Annotated in this window: 17 protein-coding genes and 1 riboswitch; of the genes, 13 read left to right on the top strand and 4 right to left on the bottom strand. The window is 31.8% G+C overall.

The features are described from left to right. Nucleotides 1-103 precede the first annotated feature (103 nt). The 6 genes from HYG84_RS03225 (at nucleotide 104) to rimI (ending at nucleotide 4751) form a co-directional block, all read left to right on the top strand. Nucleotides 104-1264 (top strand): amidohydrolase, encoded by a 1161-nt coding sequence (locus HYG84_RS03225; protein WP_212380696.1) that lies wholly within the window; start codon nucleotides 104-106, stop codon nucleotides 1262-1264. 55 nt (nucleotides 1265-1319) lie between these two features. Next, the gene (locus HYG84_RS03220) at nucleotides 1320-1802 is read left to right on the top strand and encodes a hypothetical protein (protein WP_212380695.1); all 483 of its coding nucleotides are present in this window, start codon (nucleotides 1320-1322) and stop codon (nucleotides 1800-1802) included. Between the two features lie 154 nt (nucleotides 1803-1956). After that, nucleotides 1957-2076: riboswitch (FMN riboswitch) on the top strand. A 193-nt stretch (nucleotides 2077-2269) separates the two neighbouring features. Further along, nucleotides 2270-2887, top strand: coding sequence for an ECF transporter S component (locus tag HYG84_RS03215; RefSeq protein WP_212380694.1), 618 nt, complete (start codon nucleotides 2270-2272; stop codon nucleotides 2885-2887). A 251-nt stretch (nucleotides 2888-3138) separates the two neighbouring features. Beyond that, nucleotides 3139-3597 carry a tRNA (adenosine(37)-N6)-threonylcarbamoyltransferase complex ATPase subunit type 1 TsaE gene (tsaE, locus tag HYG84_RS03210; protein WP_212380693.1) on the top strand — a complete coding sequence of 153 codons (459 nt, stop codon included), beginning with the start codon at nucleotides 3139-3141 and terminating at the stop codon, nucleotides 3595-3597. Then, entirely contained in the window at nucleotides 3594-4295 is a 702-nt protein-coding gene (tsaB, locus tag HYG84_RS03205) for a tRNA (adenosine(37)-N6)-threonylcarbamoyltransferase complex dimerization subunit type 1 TsaB (RefSeq protein ID WP_212380692.1), read from the top strand. The genes tsaE and tsaB overlap by 4 nt, the downstream gene beginning before the upstream one ends. A gap of 6 nt (nucleotides 4296-4301) precedes the next feature. Next, nucleotides 4302-4751, top strand: a complete 450-nt coding sequence (gene rimI, locus HYG84_RS03200) for a ribosomal protein S18-alanine N-acetyltransferase (RefSeq protein ID WP_212380691.1) — start codon at nucleotides 4302-4304, stop codon at nucleotides 4749-4751. Nucleotides 4752-4778: 27 nt separating this feature from the next. Here rimI and HYG84_RS03195 read toward each other — a convergent pair whose 3' ends face one another. Beyond that, nucleotides 4779-4952 carry a hypothetical protein gene (locus HYG84_RS03195; RefSeq protein ID WP_212380690.1) on the bottom strand — a complete coding sequence of 58 codons (174 nt, stop codon included), beginning with the start codon at nucleotides 4950-4952 and terminating at the stop codon, nucleotides 4779-4781. Nucleotides 4953-5092: 140 nt separating this feature from the next. Here HYG84_RS03195 and tsaD point away from each other — a divergent pair, with 140 nt between their 5' ends. Beyond that, nucleotides 5093-6130 (top strand): tRNA (adenosine(37)-N6)-threonylcarbamoyltransferase complex transferase subunit TsaD, encoded by a 1038-nt coding sequence (gene tsaD / locus HYG84_RS03190; protein ID WP_212380689.1) that lies wholly within the window; start codon nucleotides 5093-5095, stop codon nucleotides 6128-6130. A 263-nt stretch (nucleotides 6131-6393) separates the two neighbouring features. On the opposite strand, the gene HYG84_RS03185 is transcribed toward tsaD, so the two are convergent. Continuing rightward, complete coding sequence (locus HYG84_RS03185; RefSeq protein WP_212380688.1) at nucleotides 6394-8316, bottom strand: ABC-F family ATP-binding cassette domain-containing protein; 1923 nt, start codon at nucleotides 8314-8316, stop codon at nucleotides 6394-6396. Between the two features lie 374 nt (nucleotides 8317-8690). Between HYG84_RS03185 and HYG84_RS03180 the strand changes: the two genes are divergently transcribed. After that, nucleotides 8691-9320, top strand: a complete 630-nt coding sequence (locus HYG84_RS03180) for a redox-sensing transcriptional repressor Rex (protein ID WP_249168739.1) — start codon at nucleotides 8691-8693, stop codon at nucleotides 9318-9320. A gap of 4 nt (nucleotides 9321-9324) precedes the next feature. Further along, on the top strand, nucleotides 9325-9762 hold the full coding sequence (locus tag HYG84_RS03175) for a MarR family winged helix-turn-helix transcriptional regulator (protein WP_212380686.1): 438 nt from the start codon (nucleotides 9325-9327) through the stop codon (nucleotides 9760-9762). A gap of 21 nt (nucleotides 9763-9783) precedes the next feature. Here HYG84_RS03175 and HYG84_RS03170 read toward each other — a convergent pair whose 3' ends face one another. Both HYG84_RS03170 and HYG84_RS03165 read right to left on the bottom strand, forming a co-directional pair. Next, nucleotides 9784-10515 (bottom strand): hypothetical protein, encoded by a 732-nt coding sequence (locus HYG84_RS03170; RefSeq protein ID WP_212380685.1) that lies wholly within the window; start codon nucleotides 10513-10515, stop codon nucleotides 9784-9786. A gap of 208 nt (nucleotides 10516-10723) precedes the next feature. Then, complete coding sequence (locus tag HYG84_RS03165; RefSeq protein ID WP_212380683.1) at nucleotides 10724-10894, bottom strand: 4Fe-4S binding protein; 171 nt, start codon at nucleotides 10892-10894, stop codon at nucleotides 10724-10726. A 344-nt stretch (nucleotides 10895-11238) separates the two neighbouring features. Here HYG84_RS03165 and HYG84_RS03160 point away from each other — a divergent pair, with 344 nt between their 5' ends. The 4 genes from HYG84_RS03160 to HYG84_RS03145 all read left to right on the top strand — a co-directional run bounded on the left by HYG84_RS03160 (nucleotide 11239) and on the right by HYG84_RS03145 (nucleotide 14731). Further along, complete coding sequence (locus tag HYG84_RS03160; protein WP_212380681.1) at nucleotides 11239-12054, top strand: Asp23/Gls24 family envelope stress response protein; 816 nt, start codon at nucleotides 11239-11241, stop codon at nucleotides 12052-12054. A 236-nt stretch (nucleotides 12055-12290) separates the two neighbouring features. After that, a complete protein-coding gene (locus HYG84_RS03155) occupies nucleotides 12291-13541 on the top strand; it encodes a Glu/Leu/Phe/Val family dehydrogenase (RefSeq protein WP_212380679.1) in 1251 nt (416 codons plus the stop codon). 147 nt (nucleotides 13542-13688) lie between these two features. Then, nucleotides 13689-14039 carry a CidA/LrgA family protein gene (locus tag HYG84_RS03150; RefSeq protein ID WP_212380678.1) on the top strand — a complete coding sequence of 117 codons (351 nt, stop codon included), beginning with the start codon at nucleotides 13689-13691 and terminating at the stop codon, nucleotides 14037-14039. Further along, nucleotides 14039-14731 (top strand): LrgB family protein, encoded by a 693-nt coding sequence (locus tag HYG84_RS03145; RefSeq protein WP_212380675.1) that lies wholly within the window; start codon nucleotides 14039-14041, stop codon nucleotides 14729-14731. The genes HYG84_RS03150 and HYG84_RS03145 overlap by 1 nt, the downstream gene beginning before the upstream one ends. The last annotated feature ends 76 nt before the right edge of the window (nucleotides 14732-14807 follow it).

Raw genomic sequence — 14807 nt, 5'->3', positions numbered from 1 at the left:
TCTATTCCCTAAAAATATTGCAGGAATTTTCTGTACACCTGTTGAAATATATATGTATTATGCTGTATGCATAGTAGATCACAACATGTGGGGAGGAAATAATATGATATTAGTAAAAAATGCGAAAATCTATACAATGGCTGGTGAAGTCATTGAAAAAGGATCAATTTTATTAGAAGAAGGTAAGATTAAAGAAATAGGTATAGATATTGTAGCACCTTTTGATGCAGAAGTTATAGATGCTGAAGGTAAGCTTGTATTTCCAGGTATGATAGATGCCCATTGTCATTTAGGAATGTGGGAAGATGCTATAGGCTTTGAAGGATCTGATGGCAATGAAATGACAGATCCTATTACACCACATCTAAGAGCAATTGATGCTATCAATCCAATGGATAGAACTTTTAAAGAAGCTTATGAAGGTGGAATTACAACCGTATCAACAGGTCCTGGAAGCGCAAACGTTGTTGGGGGACAATTTGCTTCCATTAAGACCTATGGTAAAAGGATAGATGAAATGGTTGTTCAAGAGCCTTCAGCAATGAAGGTGGCTTTTGGAGAAAATCCTAAAAGGGTGTATAACGATAAAAAACGTATGCCTATGACAAGGATGGCAACAGCTGCTTTATTAAGGGATACATTAATGAAAGCCAAGGAATATTATAATAAGAAGCAGGAAGCGAAAGATGATAAATCAAAGGCTCCTGCATTAGATATGAAAATGGAAGCCATGATGGATGTATTGGAAGGAAAAATTCCGTTAAAAGCACATGCCCATAGAGCAGATGATATATTTACTTCTATTAGAATTGCTAAAGAATTTGGAGTAAAAATAACTTTAGAGCATTGTACAGAGGGACATTTAATTGCGGATTATATTGCTAAAGAGGGATTACCAGCAGTGGTAGGACCTACCTTTGGAGATCGTTCTAAATTTGAGCTTATAAATAAAACCTTTGATACTCCTAAAATGTTATGGGAGGCAGGAGTTAAGATTGCTATTATGACAGACCACCCAGTAATTCCGGTACAGAATTTGCCTTTATGCGCTGCATTATCTGCAAAGGCAGGATTACCAGAAGAAGAGGCATTGAAGGCTATTACTATTTATCCTGCTGAAATATTAGGAATAGAAGATAGGGTAGGAAGTATTGAGGTTGGTAAGGATGCAGATATAGTTATATGGAACGGTCATCCTTTTGATATACAATCCTCTGTAGTTTGTACAATTATAGATGGAAGTGTTGTATATAAAAAATATTAACATTATAGATTAGAGAGATTTATTAGAGAACACGGGGGAAAAGAGGTTATGTTATATGGATCGAATGCCTATAAATGTAGTTGTTTTTGGTTCTATACCAGAAGCAATATTGGTAATTTCTTTAGGTCTTATATTAATAGGAATGCGTCCCCCATTTAGAAAAATCGTTGTAGCAGCAATTATTCAAGGAGTAGCGGCTTATTATATTCGAAAAAATGTAGGGTTTGGTCTGCATATATTGCTTCAGTATATTACTATGTGCATATTAGTATGGTTAATAATTAGAATGCCTATTTGCTTATCTTTATTAGGAGTTTTAATAGGTGTTACTATAACTAGCTTGATAGAAGGAACTATGGTTCTTATTATTCCTAAGCTTATAGGAGTATCGTTGGCAGAAATAATGTCAAGGAGTTGGTTGAGAGTTGCTTTGTTTTTACCACATCTTTGTATACTATCTATATTAGTCTATCTGTGTTTGAAGCATAATTTTACATTAGAAGACGAAATAGGAATATTAAGGATAAAGAAAAAATAAGGTTAGAAAAGTAGCCCTATTCTATTGAATCAACTCCTATACTACTTAAATTTCAAACTAGCATTAAAATTTTTAAGTGCTCAAAAGTATCAAGAGAAGTATTGCATTATATACTGAATATGTATATAATAAAAGTGTAGAATTAATTTAATAAAAAATTCTTCAGGGCAGGGTGAAATTCCCGACCGACGGTAAAGTCCGTGAGTCGATGCAAATCGATTGAACTGGTGAAATTCCAGTACCGACAGTAGAGTCTGGATGGGAGAAGAATTAAAGAGGTTATTTTGTATGCTTATGCCCTGGAAGTATTCCAGGGCATTTTTGATTTTGAGCACTCAATTCTAGGCAAAGCTTAGAATTGAGTGCGATATAAAGTTTGGGAGTGCAAACGAACAAATTTTATTCCCTCTTTATGGTTTCTCCTCTACTTATTTATTTAGTAATGAATTAATAAAGGAGGAAGGATTATGCAAAAAATAACAAAAACAACTGGTGTAAGTAAACCAAGGCTCACAACAAATAGCTTAGTGAAAATATCAGTATTATCAGTATTATCGTATATTTTAATGGTAATTGATTTTCCACTACCTATGTTCCCACCATTTTTAAAGCTTGATTTTAGTGATATACCTGCACTTTTAGGAAGTTTTGCTATGGGACCAATGGCTGGGGTGCTTGTACAACTAGTAAAGGTAACACTACACCTTTTAACAAAAACTCAAACTGGTGGAGTAGGAGAACTTGCAAACTTTATAGTTGGAGTTTCTTATATATTACCAGCTGCAATTATTTATCATAGAAAAAAAGATCGTAACCATGCTTTAATTGGTTTAATAGCAGGTACACTTGTGATGACCTTAGCGGGTGCAGTAGTAAATAAGTATATTACGCTTCCCTTTTACGCTGCATTTAGCTCAATGGATGCTATAGTAGGCATTGGTAATGCTGTTAATAGCAAGATTGTGGACGTAAACACATTGATTTTATATGGTATTTCACCTTTTAATATACTAAAGGGAGCAGTTATCGCTTTTGTAACATTACCAATTTACAAAAAGATATCTCCTATATTAAAAAATAATTAAGTAAAAATAAGATTAGAAGAGTCTCAATTTGGAGGCTCTTTTTTGCTTTACCTCTATTGTAACTGTAGGTGTAGTTTGGTTTTCTACAGAGGTATCTAAAAGGAAATTGTAAACAACATATGCTTTACTAAATAAATTATGCTAAAATAGAGTAGATGAAGTTACTATCATTATGAATGTAATTATTAAAGCTTGGAAAACTAAGTAGTACAAGCTATATATAAGGAAAATAATAGTAAGTGGGTGTAATTATGATATGTATTGATATATCAAACCAAAGAGAATTAGAAGTATTTGCTAAAAAATTAGGCCAATTAGTTAATGGTGGAGATATTCTTTGTATGACTGGAGACCTAGGTGCTGGGAAAACTACTTTTACACAAGCCTTTGCAAAGGGATTAGGTGTGGAAGAATATGTAACTAGCCCAACCTTTACATTAATTCATGAATATGATGGACGGATTCCACTTTACCATTTCGATGTATATCGTATTAACCATGTAAGCGAGATGGAAGATTTAGGATATGAAGAATATTTTTATGGTAATGGAGTTTGTGTAATAGAATGGGCCTCTTTAATAGAGGAGATTCTTCCAGATAAGCGATTATGGATTGAAATTAAAGTAACGGGTTTAGAATCTAGACAGATCTGTTTTACTAGTACAAATGATTACTATGAGGAAATGATTAAGGAGTTGTTAGCTAAATGAAACTATTAGCCTTAGATACATCATCAATGACAGCTACAGTTGCACTGTTAGACGATGATAAATTAATTGGAGAATATACCTTAAATCACAAGAAAAGTCATTCTCAGAAGCTTATGCCTATGATAGAGGAGTTAATTAATAGCTGTGATCTCACTCCAAAGGATATTGATGTATTTGCAGTATCCTTAGGACCAGGCTCATTTACGGGACTTAGGATAGGTATTGCTACTATAACCACTATGGCTCAAGCACTGAATAAAATCGTAGTAGGAGTGCCTACACTAGAGGCATTAGCTTTCAATTTGTTTAATACTCAGGGACTAGTTTGTCCTATTATAGATGCTCAAAGAGATCTAGTATATACAGGGCTTTATCAATGGATAGATGGCCGTATGTTAGAAGTAATGGAGCAGCAGGTGTTACATATAGATGAATTAATTACTAGACTAAAGGAAGAAAATGAAAGGATTTTCTTTGTTGGAGATGCTTTAGACAAGTTTTATGATCCTTTAAAAGATGAATTGCGAGAACAGTTTTGTGTTCCACCGAAAAAGTTTTTAATACCTTCTGCTTCTTCTGTTGGAGAAGCTGCCAAAGTTAAAATTCAAAATGGACTTGTTTCAGATATTACTCCTATATACATGAGGAAATCTGCGGCAGAGGTTCAATATGAAGAAAGAATGAAAGGCAGGGAATAATTCTTTATGGAGTCAATCATTGTAAGACAAATGGAATTGGGGGATATTGATTCTGTATTAGATATTGAAGAAAATTCCTTTTCAATCCCTTGGACGAGAAATGCTTTTGTAACGGAGCTTAAAAAAAATAAGCTAGCTAAATATTGTGTAGTAGTAGTTGATGGCAATGTTGCAGCCTATGGGGGAATGTGGTTAGTTGTTGATGAGGCTCATATTACCAATATAGCTGTACATCCTAAATATCGTGGCAAGGGAATAGGTAAAAAAATTGTAGAGGGCCTAATATTAGAAGGACAAAAAATTAATATTTATAGAATGACATTGGAAGTAAGACGTTCTAACTTGACGGCTCAAGGACTTTATAAAAAGCTAGGATTTATTCCTTGTGGTATTAGACCAGGTTACTATCAGGATAATGGAGAAGATGCTCTTATTATGTGGAAGGATTTAGTATAAATAAAAAATCGATAGAAGAAATTTCTTCTATCGATCTTTTTCATATGTTTCCTCTGCTTCTTGAGCTCCCTTTTCTATAGCTAATATAGCTAGGTCTGTATCATCTATAGCTGATAACATACCATCAGGCATTACATTAGCCTCTCCTAAACGTTGAGAAAAAGATTTCTTAACATTATCATAACGAGTATGTCTATCCATATAGATCACTCCTTATAGGATTTTAAAAAGAAGATCTATAATAGTATTTGCAAAAAAACTAAAAACTACTATTATTTAAATGAACAATTTTTATAATTAGGATATAATATCAATAGGTAAAAAATAAAGGAGAATAAGAGATGTCAATAAAATTTAAAGAAGATATAATTACGTTGGCAATAGAATCAAGCTGCGACGAAACCTCTGTAAGCGTTTTGAAAAACGGAAGAGAGGTTTTATCTAATATTATTAATTCTCAAATTGAGCAACATAAAAAATTTGGCGGTGTAGTTCCAGAGGTTGCATCGAGAAAGCATATTGAAAATATTAATGGAGTAATTAGTGAAGCCTTGGAAAAAGCTGAGGTTTCATTTAGTGATATAACCCATGTTGGAGTTACATATGGTCCTGGGTTGGTAGGTGCTTTATTAGTTGGGTTATCTGCAGCTAAAGCTATAGCCTTTGCTAGAGAAATTCCACTAAATGGTGTTAATCATATTGAAGGTCATGTTTATGCTAATTTTATTGAGCATAAAGAACTTGAGCCGCCTTTCATTTGTTTAATTGTTTCTGGTGGACATACTCATTTAGTTTATATGAAGGACTATGGACAATATGAGGTCTTAGGTAAGACTAGGGATGATGCAGCAGGGGAAGCCTTTGATAAAGTGGCACGAGCTTTAGGACTAGGCTATCCTGGAGGACCTCAAATAGACAAGCTTGCTAAGGAAGGAAATTCAGATGCTATTCAATTCCCTAAAGCATATTTAGAAGAAGGAAGCTATGACTTTAGTTTTAGTGGATTAAAGTCAGCGGTACTGAACTATTTAAATTCTCAAAAAATGAAGGGATCGGATATAGAAGTTGCTGATGTTGCTGCCAGTTTCCAAAAATCTGTAGTCGAAATATTAACAGAGAAAACTATTAAATGTGCATTAGAAAAGGGAGTAAATCGTGTTGTGCTTGCAGGCGGAGTAGCGGCAAATAGTGGACTAAGAAGCTATTTACAAAGAGAATGTGATAAAAACAATATAGACTTAAAATATCCTTCTCTAACTCTCTGCACTGATAATGCAGCCATGATAGGTTGTGTTGCCTACTATGATTATGTAAGAGGTTTACGATCAAATTTAGATTTAAATGCTATACCAAATTTAAAAATAGGGATGTTTTTTTAGTTAATTGGGGCAGCAGCAGAAGAGTTTTATTCACATATAAAAAGCACGAAAAATGTGGATAATGTGTAAGACATATGAACAATACTAATATGCACAAAAATATTGTGGATAATTCTGTGGATTCTGTGGATTACTTGTGGATAAATGTGGACAGACTTTTTCTATTTAAAATATATGCACAGTGTGGCTGAAATATTCCATATAATAAGGACGATTTTTTTAGCACGTAGAAATTACTGTGTAAAAATCGTCCTTAAATATAATTACATATCAATAATCTCTTCCCATTCGGAGTAAAGAAGCTCTAAGCTTTCCTTTAATTTTTGAGTTTCTTGATGTACTTCTTTGCTTTTTTCCTCATTAGAATAGATTTCTTCTCGGCACATTAATTCTTCTAATTCATTTATTTTTTCTTCTAACTCTAAAATTTCTGCCTCAAGTTTTTTTTGAGTTTTAGCTATGGCTCTTAAGTTTTCTCTTTCTTCTCTTTCTTTTCTTTTTTCTTCTTTTAACTGTGTTTTTGTTTTTTCTTCTTTTGCTTCAGGTTCATTCATTGATAACTTTTCTTTTTTCTTTTGAGTATAGTAGTCATAATTACCAAGATAGGTTTCATTACCATTTGGACTAAGTTCTATAATTTTAGTAGCCACCCTATTTAAAAAATAACGATCATGGGAGATAACAAATACTGTACCATCGTAATTTATCAATGCTTCCTCTAAAACTTCTTTAGAGTCAATATCTAAGTGGTTAGTTGGCTCATCTAATAGTAGTAAATTAGATTTGGATAAAATAAGCTTAAGCAGAGAAAGTCTCCCCTTTTCGCCACCACTTAAGGATTCTACTGTTTTAAAAACATCATCACCTTTAAAAAGAAAGGATCCCAGAAGTGTTCGTACTTCTGTTTGATTTAAATTAATATGGTCGTCCCAAATTTCATCTAAGGCGGTTTTACTATAATTAAGATTTTTTTGTTCTTGATCATAGTAGCCAGTAAAAACATTGTGACCTAACCGTATATTTCCGCTATTAGCCTTAAACTCATCTAATATTATTTTAAATAATGTAGATTTACCTATTCCATTAGGACCAATTAAGGCAACCTTTTCTCCTTTATATATATCAAAGGCAACATTTTCAAACAACATATTGTTATTAAAACTTTTGCTAACATTCTGTAAAGATAAAACATCGTTACCGCTTTTTACTTGAGCTTCAAAACGAATAAACGCTTTATTTCTATATACTATAGGGGCCTCCATTTGTTCTATCTTCTCTAATTGTTTTTCGCGACTTTTTGCCCTATTCATTAGCTTTTCTGTTCCGTGCTGCCTAAGTCTTCTAACTATATCTTTTTGTCTATCCAGCTCTTTTTGTTGTTCTATATACTCTTTTATTTGTTGCTCTATTAAGATTCTTTTCTTTTCCATAAATATTGAAAAATTACCATTGTAGCTAGTTAGGCTATGATTTTCAATTTCAAAAATTCTATTAACCATTTGATCCAGAAAATAACGATCATGAGATATCATTAATATAGTTCCATCATAATCTCTTAAAAAACCTTCAAGCCACTCAACGGCTTCAATATCTAAGTGGTTTGTAGGCTCGTCCAATAATAAAAGATCAGGATGAGTTAGCAAAAGCTTTGCTAAGGCTACACGTGTTTTCTGTCCGCCACTTAATTGATATATGGGTTGCACAAATTCTTCATCTAAAAAGCCCAATCCCTTTAATACACCTTTTATTTCACTACGAAAGCCGTATCCATTTTTTTCATTAAATTCTTCTAGTAAAATGGAATACTTATGCATAGCTTCATCTAGGTAATGTGATTGTTCTTCATTATTACTCAAGTTAGCAATGTCTATTTCTAGACTGCGCAGGTTTTGCTCCATATCGATTAAATGTTGAAATATACTCATACATTCTTCCATAATACTAGAATTTTCATTTAATATTGTACTTTGTTCTAGATGACCAATTGTAGTAGATTTAGAAATAAATAATTCCCCTGTATCATACGACAGTTGATTGGTTAAAATCTTAAAGAGGGTAGATTTACCGGCACCATTAACTCCTACAAGGCCAACCTTCTCGCCTTTATTTATACTAAAGCTAATATTATTCAGAATTATATCTATACCAAAGGATTTACATATATTATTACAAGATAAGACAATCATAGATTTTTCCTCCTAAAAATTACATTTAACGTATGTTCATTTTAACAAAAAAAGTAACTTATTTAAAGCAATAGATGATAACATTATATCAAAGATACATTGACACTAGAAAAAAAGACTGTTATAATTTTTAAATTAAAGGCTTATTATATTTATAAATAGCTTAAACTTAATGTTCATAGTTTTTAAAAGCTATTAAATGGGTACATTAATCAGTGACAATTTGTTTATTAAATGTCATAATAATGGTATCTACTTTATTTAATAAGCATAATTTGAGCGTGAAGGTGCAATTATATTGGATGTATTATAAATAAAATATTTAATAATGGGAGTTGATGAATGTGAATAATAAAAGTCTTGCCAATATTTCCATGGCAGTAATTAGAAGATTACCAAAATATCATAGGTATTTAAAAGAATTATTAGACAAAGAAATTTACCGTATCTCGTCAAAAGAGTTAAGCAGATTAATAGGTTTTACCGCATCTCAAATTCGTCAAGATTTAAATTGTTTTGGTGGATTTGGACAACAGGGGTATGGATATAATGTTGAAGAATTATATAATGAAATTGGTAAAATATTAGGTTTAGATAAAACCTATAAATTAATTATCATCGGGGCTGGTAATTTAGGGCAGGCAATTGCTAACTATACTAGCTTTGAAAAGTCTGGTTTTGAGCTATTAGCACTGTTTGATATAAATCCTAAATTGATAGGAATGAAAATTAGAGATATTCCATTTCGTGATGTAGATGAATTAGAACAGTTTACTTTAGATAATCATGTGGATATTGCTGTTGTTTGTACACCAAAAGAATTTGCCCAAGGTATAGTAGATAAGCTTAATGAAAAAAATGTTAAAGGAATTTGGAACTTTGCACCTACAGATCTAAAGGTACCAAAAGACATTATAGTAGAAAATGTGCATCTTAGTGAAAGCTTATTTACGTTGTCATACCTATTGAATGAAAGAGAAGCAGAAAATAATAAACAAGAGTGATTCTATGAGAAATTATTATGCCCAAATACATGAATATTTGGAAAAATTAATTAGTAATATTATTGTATTAGATAAAAAAGGCGTTAACAACAATGGATTCTATCTGTCTATTACTGATCTTTTAATCCTAAAATTACTAGGACATGGAGAAGGTAAGAAGATGTTTGAAGTAATGGATATAATAAATATAGATCGTAATGCTTTCAAGACAATAATTAATCGATTGATTATTCAAGACTATGTAGTTAAGAGTAGAAGTGACGATGATAAAAGAGCATATTTTTTACAATTAACGGATAAGGGTAGAAGAGTATTTGAAGAAATTACAGATAAAGAGAAACAGATGATTTTCTCTTTACTTAACGATTTTACATTTAATGAAGAAAAGGCTATATTAAAGTTTCTTGTAAAATTAGAAATGCTAAATAGAGAAAAAAAGTAGGAAAGCTAATTTCCTACTTTTTTATTCGTATAAGGCCTCTTTTGGAATTACAACTTCATCAGCATTATTAAAATCTTTAGTTTTTATAGTTATTTTGTTTTGTTCACCTGATTTAGCATCAATTTTCGGATAGTATGTGAATGATTCCATATATTTAGTATCTATATCTATAATCATTTCTACATATCCAGAAGTTTCTGTATTAAAGGAGGCTAGTAGACTTTTAAGAAAAGTTGAGTTATTAGCGGTTGCTTTAATAGTTACCTTATTTTTATTTATAGATATTACTTCTAAATCTGTAAACTGATCTATATTAAAATTTTGAAATAAGTCTGCATTATTTTCTACTTCCTTAACAAGCTCAGGGTCTGTTTCGTCTATCCATAATCCTGTAATTGAATTGTTTGTATATACAACTCCATCTTTTGCTAGAAGAGAAAGAATAAGCTTGTCTAGTGGATTGTTTGGACTTTTATTAGTACTAGTTATTTCTTGAACATTAGAATAGGCAAAAGGCTCTTTATTGTAAGTAATAATAGCATTCATATTTACTTCTCCGCCTTCATTAGCTTCGGAAGTGAAAATAACCTGAACGTCAGATAGGTAACTGTCTAATGTCCTCATTACTTCAATAGACTGAGGCAGAAGTTCGTCTGCTTTAACATTTTTTTCTACACATCCTACTAATATGCTGGAAATAGATAAAATTGTAATGAGCATAAATAAGGTCTTCTTTTTTAAAAAAATTGTCATTTAAACCCTCCTTAAAATTCGTCTTGTGCTATCACATGGACCTATGTGCACTCGATTTTAAACTCTAAGCTTTTAAATTTAAAGTACTTAAAATATTACTAGTCTACTGATTCATTAAATAAATGTCAATAATTCGAAAATTAGATATTTATGTATAATTATAATAAAAAAAGGCTAGAGTACTCTAACCTTTTTTGTTTAATAAATATTATTCTGCTTGTGGAGCATCTACTGGACAAACGTTAGCACATGCACCGCATTCGATACAGCCTTCTGGATCGATTACGTATTGTGTATCTCCAGCTGAAATAACACTTACTGGACATTCTGGTTCACAAGCACCACAACTAATACATGCATCTGAAATTTTATAAGCCATTATAAGTACCTCCTATATGTAAATATTATTAATAAAACTAACTAACTGTATTATAGCAACATAAAAAGTATAGAATCAATAAAGAAATATAAATATTTGATAAAAATATAAAATATATAATGATTTTCACTCTAATTAGCTAAGTCGAATATCATCTAACTGTCGTAGAATATAAGCTTTCATTATAATCTATTATAAAATGTATTGATTTTAATGTATTAGATTATTAATGTGATATTATTAGATAAAGAAGTAAATTATGCAGCGGTAATATTATTATTAAATATAAAGTTTTATAGTTGTTAGCAAATATTATTGAGCCAGTAAAAGGAGAGGTGAGATTTATGGAAGTATTTGTGCTTGTAGGCTCTAGTGGCACTGGCAAAAGCTTTCGGGCTATCAGTGTAGCAAAACAAAAAAATATTGAATATATAATTGATGATGGTCTTTTAATAAAAGGAAATAAGGTTCTTGGGGGTAGTTCCGCTAAAAGAGAAAAGTCAAAGATGTCGGCTATAAAAAGGGCTCTTTTTATTGAGGATGATCATAGAAGAAAAATTATTCGAATTTTAGATAAAGAGAAACCGAATAGAATATTGATTTTAGGTACTTCAGATAAAATGGTGGAGTCTATAGTTGAAACTTTAGGAGTTGGGGAAATTAAAGAATGGATTTTTATAGAAGATGTTGCAAGTAAGGATGAAATTAGGCTAGCACGAAAATATCGGGTAAAGGAAGGTAAACATATTATTCCTGTACCAACATTTGAGATAAAGAAGGACTTTTCTGGATATTTTTTAAATCCATTAAAGATATTTCGAAACTTCAGCAAAGAAGAAGCTCACGATTGGGAAGAGCGTTCTGTGGTGAGACCGACCTTTAGCTATATGGGAAGATATTTTATTTCAAATGGTGTTATTGAGGATTTAGTATATCATGTGGCTAGTAAAATAATAGGTATTTTTAAAATCAATAATATAAATATAAATAATACTAACAACGGCCTTATAATAGAAATGGATGCTAGAATTGTATATGGAAATCCTATTAGACCTTTAGTTGAAAGACTTCAAGAACAAGTTAAAACAGAAATAGAGGATATGACTTCCTTTAATATAGTTTCTATAGATGTAAATGTGAAAAATTTAGTTATATTATAGGGTATCATTAGGATTAAGTATGTTATATATATAAAATTTAGTTATACTAGAGTAAAAGGTTTACAATCGGAATGTAGGTATGATATAATTCAAATGTACATATTAGGTTAAAGAAATAACGATTCAAAATTGCGACATTTTAGGAAGATGCCCTAATTAGGACACTTTCTTAAAATATATAACATTATATTTTTTGCATTAATAATTCATTAATAAATTTTTAGGAGGGTATTATAATGGCTGGAAAAGCAAATCCTTTTGAGACCGCTCAACAACAAGTAAAATCTGCATGTGACAAACTAGGTACTGAACAAGCGGTATACGAAATTCTTAAAAACCCAATGAGAACATTAGAGGTTGCTATCCCTGTTAAAATGGATGATGGAACTGTTAAAACTTTCATTGGATACAGAGCACAACATAACGATGCTATTGGACCATTTAAAGGTGGAGTTAGATTCCATCCAGGAGTAAATGCGGATGAAGTTAAAGCTCTTTCTACATGGATGACTTTTAAATGTGGAGTTGTTGGTGTACCTTACGGTGGAGGTAAAGGTGGCGTTATCGTTGATCCTTTCGAATTATCTCAAGGTGAATTAGAAAGATTATCTAGAGGTTACTCAAGAGCTATTGCTCCTATCATTGGTGAAAAAGTAGATATCCCTGCTCCAGACGTTGGAACAAACGGACAAGTTATGGCTTGGTTTGTAGATGAATACCAAAAAGCAACTGGTGAATTTGCTCCTGGAGTATACACAGGTAAGCCAGTATCCTTCTATGGTTCTTTAGCTAGAACAGAAGCTACAGGATATGGAGTTGCTCTTGCTGCTAGAGAGGCTGCTAAAAAAGTTGGTATTGATATGACACAAGCTACAGTAGCTATTCAAGGTTTTGGAAATGTTGGTAGCTTTACAGCTAAATACGTTGCTCAACTAGGAGGAACAATAGTAGCAGTTGCTGACCATACAGCTGGACTTTATAACAGCAAAGGATTCGATGTTGATGCATTAGCTGCATATGTACAAGAGCATAGATGCATTAAAGGATTCCCAGGAGCTGAAAGTGAATTCCCTAAAGAAGATATTATTACTTTTGATGCAGATATTTTATTACCATGTGCATTAGAAAATGCTATAACTTCTGACAATGCTGGTGGCGTTAAAGCTAAAATTGTTTGTGAAGGTGCTAATGGACCTACAACTTTAGAAGCTGACAAAATCATGAACGAAAAAGGAATCATCGTTGTTCCAGATATTTTTGCTAACGCTGGTGGAGTAACTGTATCATACTTCGAGTGGGTACAAAACTTACAAAGATATAACTGGACATTTGAAGAAGTTCAAGAAAAGCAAGAAGCATTAATGGTTAAAGCTTTCAATGAAATCTGGGATCTTAAAGAAGAAAAGCAAGTAGAAATGAGAACAGCTGCTTACATGATTTCTATTAAGAGAGTTGCAGATGCAATGAAACTTAGAGGATGGTACTAATATTTAAATATTAAATATATAAAAAAACCGAGTTCATTTGAGCTCGGTTTTTTATTTAGCTTAAGTTTAAATAAAATTGAATATATATGCTTAATTTTTGAATCATGCTATAATTATATTAACATTCTACATATTGGAGATGATTATTTGAAGCTATTAAGGCAGTTTGCGATTATACTGGGTATACTTTTTGTAGGCGAATTTATAAAGAGCTTTACTGCAATTCCTATACCAGGTAATATTTTAGGTATGATAATATTATTGATATGTCTTTTAACTGGTATATTAAAAGTTGAAACTATAGAGGATGTTTCAAAATTTTTACTAGATCATCTTGCCTTTCTATTTGTGCCGGCTGGTGTTGGTATGATTAAAAATTTTCATCTAGTAAAGAACGAGTGGCTGTATATTACAATAATATTAGTTATATCAACCGCATTAGTAATTGCTGTAACAGGATTTACAGTCCAGTTTTTAAAAAGGAGGATTTCAAAATAATGGAACTATTAAACACACCGGTTTTTGGTATACTTTTATCTATAATATCCTTTGAAATAGGAGGAATTATATATAAGAGAACAAAGCTAGCAGTATTTAATCCCCTTTTTGTAAGCATAATTCTTTCTATAGTATTTCTACTTTCTTTTAATATAGATGTGGAGGTTTATGAAAAGGGTGGAAGTTTTATTAATTTCTTTTTAGGGCCTGCAACAGTGATTCTTGCAGTTCCACTTTATAAGCAAATTGATCTTTTAAAGTCTAATCTAATACCTATACTTGGAGGAATATTAGCAGGGTCTTTGACTGCCATTGTTAGTGTATGGGCCCTTAGTACATTATTTGGTATAGATAGAGCTTTGGTGCTTTCTATGATTCCTAAATCTGTAACTACACCAATAGGAATAGAAATTTCTAACCAAATAGGAGGGATATCTTCTATAACAGTTATGTCTATAATAATAACAGGTAATGTAGGTGTTGTTATGGCAGGGTTTTTGTTTAGAGCATTAAAGATAGAGGATGAAGTGGCTGTAGGTATAGCCTATGGTACTGCTGCCCATGCTTTAGGAACAAGTAGGGCAATGGAAATAGGTGAAAAGCAAGGGGCTATGAGTAGTCTTTCAATTGGCATTGCAGGGCTTATTACGGTCTTTATCACACCATTATTAATTATATTGCTAAATATTTAAAAGGAATTAAAATCTACAGGCAAAGGGTACCCAGAGTAGAAGTACTCAGAGTCATTTTATACCTATAAAATATAAT

This window comes from Alkaliphilus sp. B6464 (assembly GCF_018141165.1).
Classification (GTDB): Bacteria; Bacillota; Clostridia; order Peptostreptococcales; family Natronincolaceae; genus Alkaliphilus_B.
This window is presented reverse-complemented; position numbering and strand designations above follow the sequence as displayed.